9 protein-coding genes are annotated in these 8122 nt (G+C 37.7%); all 9 read left to right on the forward strand.

Annotated elements, in window-relative coordinates; genetic code table 11:
• Positions 1–21 precede the first annotated feature (21 nt).
• The 9 genes from pbp2b to HMPREF3249_RS00605 all read left to right on the forward strand — a co-directional run bounded on the left by pbp2b (position 22) and on the right by HMPREF3249_RS00605 (position 8070).
• On the forward strand, positions 22–2082 hold the full coding sequence (gene pbp2b, locus HMPREF3249_RS00565) for a penicillin-binding protein PBP2B (protein ID WP_180363189.1): 2061 nt from the start codon (positions 22–24) through the stop codon (positions 2080–2082).
• 10 nt (positions 2083–2092) lie between these two features.
• Positions 2093–2689 (forward strand): recombination mediator RecR, encoded by a 597-nt coding sequence (recR, locus tag HMPREF3249_RS00570; RefSeq protein ID WP_003030149.1) that lies wholly within the window; start codon positions 2093–2095, stop codon positions 2687–2689.
• A gap of 132 nt (positions 2690–2821) precedes the next feature.
• A complete protein-coding gene (locus HMPREF3249_RS00575; protein ID WP_049534549.1) occupies positions 2822–3868 on the forward strand; it encodes a D-alanine--D-alanine ligase in 1047 nt (348 codons plus the stop codon).
• Between the two features lie 132 nt (positions 3869–4000).
• A complete protein-coding gene (gene murF / locus HMPREF3249_RS00580; RefSeq protein WP_049534547.1) occupies positions 4001–5371 on the forward strand; it encodes a UDP-N-acetylmuramoyl-tripeptide--D-alanyl-D-alanine ligase in 1371 nt (456 codons plus the stop codon).
• Complete coding sequence (locus HMPREF3249_RS00585; RefSeq protein WP_049534545.1) at positions 5361–5912, forward strand: DUF1697 domain-containing protein; 552 nt, start codon at positions 5361–5363, stop codon at positions 5910–5912. The genes murF and HMPREF3249_RS00585 overlap by 11 nt, the downstream gene beginning before the upstream one ends.
• Before the next feature lie 3 nt (positions 5913–5915).
• On the forward strand, positions 5916–6614 hold the full coding sequence (locus HMPREF3249_RS00590) for a YwaF family protein (RefSeq protein WP_049534543.1): 699 nt from the start codon (positions 5916–5918) through the stop codon (positions 6612–6614).
• A 12-nt stretch (positions 6615–6626) separates the two neighbouring features.
• Positions 6627–7307 (forward strand): YwaF family protein, encoded by a 681-nt coding sequence (locus HMPREF3249_RS00595; protein WP_059221336.1) that lies wholly within the window; start codon positions 6627–6629, stop codon positions 7305–7307.
• Between the two features lie 122 nt (positions 7308–7429).
• On the forward strand, positions 7430–7858 hold the full coding sequence (locus tag HMPREF3249_RS00600) for a helix-turn-helix transcriptional regulator (RefSeq protein WP_003041390.1): 429 nt from the start codon (positions 7430–7432) through the stop codon (positions 7856–7858).
• Complete coding sequence (locus tag HMPREF3249_RS00605; protein WP_049534539.1) at positions 7855–8070, forward strand: hypothetical protein; 216 nt, start codon at positions 7855–7857, stop codon at positions 8068–8070. Before HMPREF3249_RS00600 ends, HMPREF3249_RS00605 begins: the two co-directional genes overlap by 4 nt.
• Positions 8071–8122: the final 52 nt, after the last annotated feature.

Genomic DNA, 8122 nt, shown 5'->3' on the forward strand with positions numbered 1-8122 from the left:
AAAGATAGCATTTTGACTAGAATGAGAGATACCATGTCTAAGAAAAAAAGAACATTTAATAGCCATTCAATCCCACGACGCTTGAATTTATTATTTGGAATTGTGATTTTACTGTTTATGAGTTTGATTGTGCGTTTGGGCTATATGCAGGTTATCCATAGGAGTTTTTATACAAAAAAATTAGCGACAGCTAGCAAGACTAAAGTGACGACCAGTTCGGTTCGTGGTCAGATTTATGATGCGAGTGGGAAACCGTTGGTTGAGAATACAACTAAGCAAGTTGTCTCTTTCACACGTAGCAACAAAATGACGGCTGCAAAGATTAAAGAAATTGCTCAAAAATTGCTTCCATTGGTTTCTATTTCCAACGCAGATGTTACTGAGCGTCAACAAGTAGATTATTATTTGGCAGACAGCGAGGTTTATAAGAAGGTCGTTAATCAGCTGCCTAAAAATAAAAAATATGGTACAGATGGAAATCGTTTGGCAGAGTCTCAGATTTATAATAATGCCGTTAAGAATGTTGATGTAGCAAAGTTAAACTACTCAGATGAAGATAAAAAAGCTATTTATTTGTTCAGTCAGATGAATGCTATTTCTAATTTTGAAACGGGAAATATTCGTACGGATAATTTATCAGCTGATCAGATTGCGACAATCGCCTCTAGCTCGAAAGAACTGTCTGGTATCAGTATTACCACCAGCTGGGACAGGAAAGTGTTGGATACTTCTTTGGCTTCTATCATCGGAAGTGTTTCAAGTGAAAAGGCAGGGCTACCCGCAGAAGAAGTGGATACTTATTTGAAAAAAGGATATTCCCTTAATGATCGTGTTGGGACGAGTTATTTGGAAAAACAATATGAGTCTACACTTCAAGGAAAACGCGCAGTCAAAGAAATCAATCTTGATAAAAATGGAAATATGGAAAGCGTGAAAAATATTTCCAATGGTAGTAAGGGAAATAATTTAAAATTAACAACAGATTTAGCTTTTCAGAACGGTGTAGAAGACATTTTGAGAAAGTATTTTAGTGCGGAATTAGCGAGCGGAAATGCGACATATTCTGAAGGGGTCTATGCTGTTGCGATGAATCCTAAAACAGGTGCTATTTTAGCCATGGCTGGTCTGAAGCACGATACCAATACAGGAGAACTAACAACAGACTCTCTTGGAACGATTATGAACAACTTTGTACCGGGTTCTGTGGTGAAAGGAGCTACTTTAACAGCTGGCTGGGAATCTGGAGCCATCACAGGAAATCAAGTCATGACGGATCAACCAATTTCTTTTGGAGGCTCCTCTGCCATCACTTCTTGGTTCACACAATATGGAGCTCGTCAAATTACGGCTTTAGAGGCACTAGAATATTCATCCAATACTTATATGGTTCAACTAGCTTTAAATATGATGGGAACGCCTTATACGCCCAATATGGCGATTGATTTGACGAATTTGGATTCCTCTATGGACAAATTGCGTAAAGCTTTTGCTCAATATGGTTTGGGAGCATCTACAGGAATTGATTTACCAAGTGAATCAGAAGGTTACACACCTAAGAAATATACGTTTGCGAACTACTTAACCAATGCTTTTGGGCAGTTTGATAACTATACTCCAATGCAGTTGGCGCAATATGCTGCAACGGTGGCTAATGGCGGTACTCGTATTGCACCACACTTAGTAGAAGGAATTTATGACAATAATGAGACGGGTGGTCTTGGAAAGCTGATTGAATCCAAGTCAACCAAAGAGCTGAATAAAGTTGATATTTCAAAAGAGAATATGGATTTGATTCGACAAGGTTTTTATCAAGTAGTTCATGGTACAAGCGGATTTACTACAGGGCGTACTTTGTCACAAGGTGAAGCAGTGCCGATTAGCGCCAAAACAGGGACAGCAGAAACCTTTGCGGGTGGAAAGGAAGCCATTAATACGAATGTAGTGGCTTATGCGCCAAGTAACAACCCGCAGATTGCAGTGGCAGTTGTGTTCCCGCATAATACAAACTTATCGTCAACCGTTAGCCATAGTATAACTCGTGATATTATTAACTTGTATCAACAACAACATCCAATGAATTAGAAAGGATACTATGCTTTATCCAACACCGATTGCAAAATTGATTGATAGCTTTTCTAAATTACCAGGAATTGGTATAAAAACAGCAACGCGTTTGGCGTTTTATACGATTGGTATGAGTGATGATGATGTCAATGAATTTGCTAAAAATTTGCTTGCAGCAAAACGTGAGCTGACCTATTGTTCTATTTGTGGTAATCTAACAGATGATGATCCTTGTGCTATCTGCACCGATGAGACACGTGATCAATCTACTATTTTGGTTGTAGAAGATAGCCGAGATGTTTCTGCTATGGAAAATATTCAAGAATACCATGGCTTGTACCATGTTTTGCAGGGATTGATTTCTCCTATGAATGGTGTTGGGCCTGATGACATCAATCTGAAAAGTCTCATTACACGGTTGATGGATAGTGAGGTAACAGAGGTAATTGTGGCAACCAATGCGACAGCAGATGGTGAAGCGACTTCCATGTATATCTCGCGGGTGTTAAAACCAGCTGGTATCAAGGTAACGCGCCTGGCTCGTGGATTAGCAGTTGGTTCTGACATTGAATATGCAGACGAAGTGACGCTGCTTCGGGCTATTGAGAATCGCACAGAATTGTAAAAAAGAAAATAGAGCTTTCCTTTAAAAGAAAATGGAAGCTCTTTTTCTATTCAAAAACAATCTAAAATATGATATACTAAAAAGCGATTAAATTTGTAGATTTCTTTTAAGATAAGAAGGTTAGGTATAAAAATGGCAAAACAACAAATTATTCTCCTTTACGGTGGTCGCAGTGCGGAAAGAAAGGTCTCTGTCTTATCAGCTGAGAGTGTCATGCGTGCGATTGACTATGATAAATTCTTTGTGAAGACTTATTTCATCACACAAGCAGGTGATTTCATCAAGACACAAGAATTTTCAAAGAAACCGGCTGCTGATGAAAAATTGATGACCAATGATACCGTCATTGAGAGTCAAAAAATTAAGCCGAGTGACGTTTACGAAGAAGGGGCAGTTGTGTTCCCAGTTCTTCATGGTCCAATGGGAGAAGATGGGTCTATTCAAGGATTTCTTGAAGTGTTGAAAATGCCTTATGTTGGCTGCAATATTCTTTCGTCGAGTGTGGCTATGGATAAAATCACGACTAAACGTGTATTAGCTTCTGCTGGCATTCCGCAAGTTCCCTATGTAGCAGTGATTGAAGGGGAAAACATAGACGAAAAGATTGCAGAAGTAGAGACCAATCTGACCTACCCAGTTTTTACCAAACCGTCCAATATGGGTTCTAGCGTCGGCATTTCTAAGTCTGAAAATCAAGATGAATTGCGCTCTGCTCTTGAGCTGGCTTTCAAATATGATAGCCGTGTCTTAATTGAGCAAGGTGTCAATGCGCGTGAAATTGAAGTCGGTTTGCTTGGAAATAAAGGAGTCAAAAGCAGTTTGCCAGGTGAGGTAGTGAAAGATGTTGCTTTTTATGACTACGAAGCCAAGTACATTGACAACAAAATCACCATGGATATTCCTGCAAAACTCTCAGAAGATGTCATTGCCACTATGCGTCAATATGCTGAAAAAGCATTTCATGCTATCGGCGGTGTTGGTTTATCTCGTTGCGATTTCTTTTATACTGATAAGGGCGAGATTCTCCTTAATGAGCTAAATACGATGCCAGGTTTCACTCAATGGTCGATGTATCCGCTGCTTTGGGAAAATATGGGCATTTCTTATACGGATTTGATTGAGAAATTAGTCCTTTTAGCCCAAGAAACGTTTACAAAACATGAAAAACATTTGTTGTAAGACAAGATTGAAAGAGCCGAAAGGTTCTTTTTTCTATTGTTTTAGTATGTCTTTAGCTAGTATGTGTAAAAGTAGGTTATTCTGTGGTATAATGAGAGAGTTAGAGAAATTTAAGACATATAGGTGAGAAAAATGCAATTAACGTTCTATGAAGTAGCTTCTGTATTGAAAGCCAAAAATGATGTTCATCAATTTCCGAATTGTACATTTAGAAATGTAGAATTTGACAGCCGATTGATTGAAGAAGGGGATTTATTTTTGCCTCTTAAAGGAGCACGTGACGGGCATGACTTTATTGCGACAGCATTTGAAAATGGTGCTGTGGCAACCTTGTCAGAAAAAGAATTGGACGACTATCCTTATATTTTAGTTGATGATGTATTGGCAGCGTTGCAGCGTTTGGCACAGTATTATCTGGAAAAAATGAAGGTAGATGTCTTTGCGGTCACAGGTTCTAACGGTAAGACGACGACCAAAGATATGCTGGCTCACCTCTTGTCAACAACTTACAAGACTTATAAAACGCAAGGAAACTACAATAATGAAATTGGTCTTCCTTATACGGTTTTACACATGCCAGATGACACCGAAAAATTGGTTTTGGAAATGGGACAAGATCACATGGGGGATATTCACCTTCTGTCTACAATTGCTCAGCCAAAAGTAGGTATTGTGACGCTGATTGGCGAAGCGCATTTAGAATTCTTTAAAAGTCGTCATGAAATTGCAAAAGGAAAAATGCAAATTGCCAACGGCATGAAAGAAGGGGGGCTTTTAATCGTTCCAGCGGACAAGATTATCAATGATTTTCTACCGAGCCAGCAAAATGTAGTCCGTTTTGGTCCAGACGAAGATATTTTCCTAACGAAATTAGAAGAACGAAAAGATAGTTTGACTTTTGAAACCAATTTCTTAGATAACGCCATTGACCTTCCAGTAACTGGGAAATACAATGCAACAAATGCCATGATTTCAGCTTATGTGGCATTGAAAGAAGGGGTAACACAAGATAAGATCCAAAAAGCATTTGCCACGCTTGAATTAACACGAAATCGAACCGAATGGAAGAAAGCTAAAAATGGTGCAGATATCCTTTCAGATGTTTACAATGCCAATCCAACCGCTATGCGCTTGATTTTGGAGACATTTTCAACGATTCCGTTTAATGAAAAAGGTCGGAAACTGGCAGTTTTAGCTGATATGAAAGAATTGGGAGCTGATTCTAAACAAATGCACGGTGCCATGATAACCAGCCTAAATCCAGAAATTCTCTCAGAAATTTTCCTTTATGGAGAGGACATGGCTGCTCTATTTGCCTATGCTAAGGAAATTTTCCCGCCTGGAAAAGCCCATTATTTTGTAAAAAATGCTGAAAAAGATCAATTTTCTGACTTAGTCAAGGCTGTTAAAGAAGCACTCAAACCAACGGACCAATTGCTGATAAAAGGAAGTAACTCTATGAATTTAGCCAGTCTAGTGGAGAAATTGGAGAATGAAGAGTAACCGTCAAGTACAGTATCTTGCCCTCCTTCGTGGCGTGATGCCAACAGGACCAAATCGGATCCCTAAGATGAGTGATTTGGTTCAAATGTTGGAACAATCTGGTTTAGATAATGTTTCAAGTTATATTCAATCAGGCAATGTGATTTGCGAAACAAGCCTACCAGCTGAAGAATTAGCCCAACACATGCATCAGGTGATATTGGAAAACATTGGTGCAAATTTATCCATTATCGTAAAAGAAAAGTCCGATTTAGAAAATGCTATTTTAGGAAATCCCTTTTCTGAGGAGTTGGATTCGTCACGGATTCATCTCGTTTTTACAAACAATCACATTCCAACGGAGCAATTGGCAGAACTACAAGCAATGAACTTTACAGACGAAATATTTGCAGTTGGAGAAGCTTGCCTTTATATGTATTTACCAAGAGCTACCAGAAAAAAGAAGTTAAATAATAATTTTCTTGAAAAAAAGTTAGGTATTGTTGCTACAACAAGAAAGCTGAGTGTTATCAAAGAATTAAGTAATAGGATGGATGAGTAGGAGATGAATCTACAAGAATTTTTTACAAGTCATAAAACGGAGGCCCCTCAATTAACTCCATTTTGGTATGGAATGATGTTTTTAGGAATCATTTATGTCATGTATAGTGCTGTAAAATATCATAAAAACAGGCGCTATCAGAACTTTTTGAAAGCTGTACAAGGTTTACAAATTTTAGTGCTTTATGGCTGGTATATTGTGACCTTGTCACCAATTTCTGAATCACTTCCTTTTTATCATTGCAGATTGGCGATGTTTGCTATTTTGTTTCTGCCTGATTCTTCAACCTATAAACAGTATTTTGCGCTTTTAGGAGTGTTTGGACCTATTTGTGCATTGGTCTATCCTTTATTTGACCCATTTGCTTTTCCTCACATCACTTTAGCCTCCTATTTGATTGGTCACTATGCTCTTTTGGGAAATTCTCTCACATATTTGCTGAATCATTATGATAGTGAGCAGTTGAATTTACGGCGAATTGTAGAGATTAGCTTTAGTATGAATCTTTTATTGATATTTGTAAATCTGGTGAGTGGCGGAAATTATGGTTTTTTGAAAGTACCACCTTTAGTTGGAAGTCATGGAATGATTGCTAATTATATTTTTGTTTCATTGACCTTGATTTTAGCAATTTTCGTGGTTTCTTTGATTTTTAAACAAATGAGACAAGAACAAGAAGAAACAGTAAGACAGGAAAATTAAGCTGTGCTGAATCTGAATGATTTTTTAACAACTCAAAAGACAGCACCACCTCCCATTTCTGCTATGAGCTATGTGACGATGATAGGAATTCTCTTGTTCCTCATTTACATTTCAGTTCGCTATGCGCAAAACCCACTGTATCAGAAAACTTTTAAATATTTACAAGCTTTTCAATTAGTTATACTTTATTCTTGGTATTTTGGTTTCCATATTTCATTTGTAAATAATCTGCCTTTTTATCATTGCCGCTTAGCTATGTTTGCCATGTTGCTGCTGCCAGATAAATGCCGAAGCAAGCAGTATTTTGCACTTTTAGGTGTCAGCGGGGCGATTTTTGCCATTGGTTATCCAGTTTTTGACCCCTATGATTTTCCGCATATCACCAGCTTTTCTTTTCTTCTGGGGCATTACTGTCTCTTGGTTAATTCGCTGGTTTATCTTATCAACCACTATGACAAGCAGCTGTTGAAGAAGTATGAGATTGTGGGCTACACATTTGCTTTGGATTTGTTTTTAGTTGGTGTCAATGCCGTAACTGGTGGAAATTATGGATTGATGACTCATCCTCCGCTTATAAAAGGAGACCGGATCTGGGTGAATTACGTACTTGTCTCACTGGTTCTGGCCACCGCTTTGCTCCTTTTTGATGAATATTTTAAAAGGCGATGGAAAAAGCAATCAAAATTAGTTTAAAGCTTTAAGCATTACATCCTCTGTCAAATTTATTTGGCAGGATTTTTTCTAAATATAAAAAATTTTGCTAGATTTTATAAACGAAAATAGTAAAATAAAGGTAGAAAGATAGGAGAGGGATAATGGAAATTGGGAAAAAATTAAAAGAAGCACGTCAGATGAGTGGTTTGACACAAGAAAATGTCGCAGAAAAATTAAATGTATCTAGACAAACCATCTCAAATTGGGAAACAGAAAAATTTTATCCGGATATTTTGTATGTTTTGCAGTTAAGTGATTTGTATCAGGTTAGTTTGGATGAATTGCTGAAAGGATATGAGCGCATGATTCAGCACTTAGAGGATTCGACAAACGTTGTAAAGAGCAACAAAAAGATTTTGCTGGCCTTTATATGTAATATTTGTCTCTTGTTTCTTTTCTTTATTTTTATCATTCCAATTTCTAAGAGTTATCTGCTGACCTTGATTGGTTTACTCGTCGTAACAAATGGGCTGTTTGTGTATCAATTGTTTAAACTAGTTGAATTAGACGCTGCAGTTCGCGTGGGATGAAGCATCCTAAGTTCTGGGGAGTTTTGGCAGCTGGCGGTCAACGGGGAGAAGGCTTGATTTTGTACTTATTAAACCGAAACAAGGCTGTTTTTTCCATGACGACAGAAGAAAAAGAAGAACTTCAAATGAGGAAACAACGGATTATCTATTTACTGGTTTTAATCGTTATATTGGTAATCTTTTTCTTTGCTAGTGTGATTGTGAGATTCTAAAATATAGTTTCTTACCCATGGTGCTAGTTAAGTTCAAAATAGCTCAAATGAT

Source organism: Streptococcus sp. HMSC36C04, assembly GCF_001839535.1.
Lineage (GTDB): Bacteria > Bacillota > Bacilli > Lactobacillales > Streptococcaceae > Streptococcus > Streptococcus hominis.

Coding starts and splice junctions, on each gene's coding strand:
- pbp2b (WP_180363189.1), top strand. CDS start 22: ATGAGAGATACCATGTCTAAGAAAAAAAGAACATTTAATAGCCATTCA.
- recR (WP_003030149.1), top strand. CDS start 2,093: ATGCTTTATCCAACACCGATTGCAAAATTGATTGATAGCTTTTCTAAA.
- HMPREF3249_RS00575 (WP_049534549.1), top strand. CDS start 2,822: ATGGCAAAACAACAAATTATTCTCCTTTACGGTGGTCGCAGTGCGGAA.
- murF (WP_049534547.1), top strand. CDS start 4,001: ATGCAATTAACGTTCTATGAAGTAGCTTCTGTATTGAAAGCCAAAAAT.
- HMPREF3249_RS00585 (WP_049534545.1), top strand. CDS start 5,361: ATGAAGAGTAACCGTCAAGTACAGTATCTTGCCCTCCTTCGTGGCGTG.
- HMPREF3249_RS00590 (WP_049534543.1), top strand. CDS start 5,916: ATGAATCTACAAGAATTTTTTACAAGTCATAAAACGGAGGCCCCTCAA.
- HMPREF3249_RS00600 (WP_003041390.1), top strand. CDS start 7,430: ATGGAAATTGGGAAAAAATTAAAAGAAGCACGTCAGATGAGTGGTTTG.
- HMPREF3249_RS00605 (WP_049534539.1), top strand. CDS start 7,855: ATGAAGCATCCTAAGTTCTGGGGAGTTTTGGCAGCTGGCGGTCAACGG.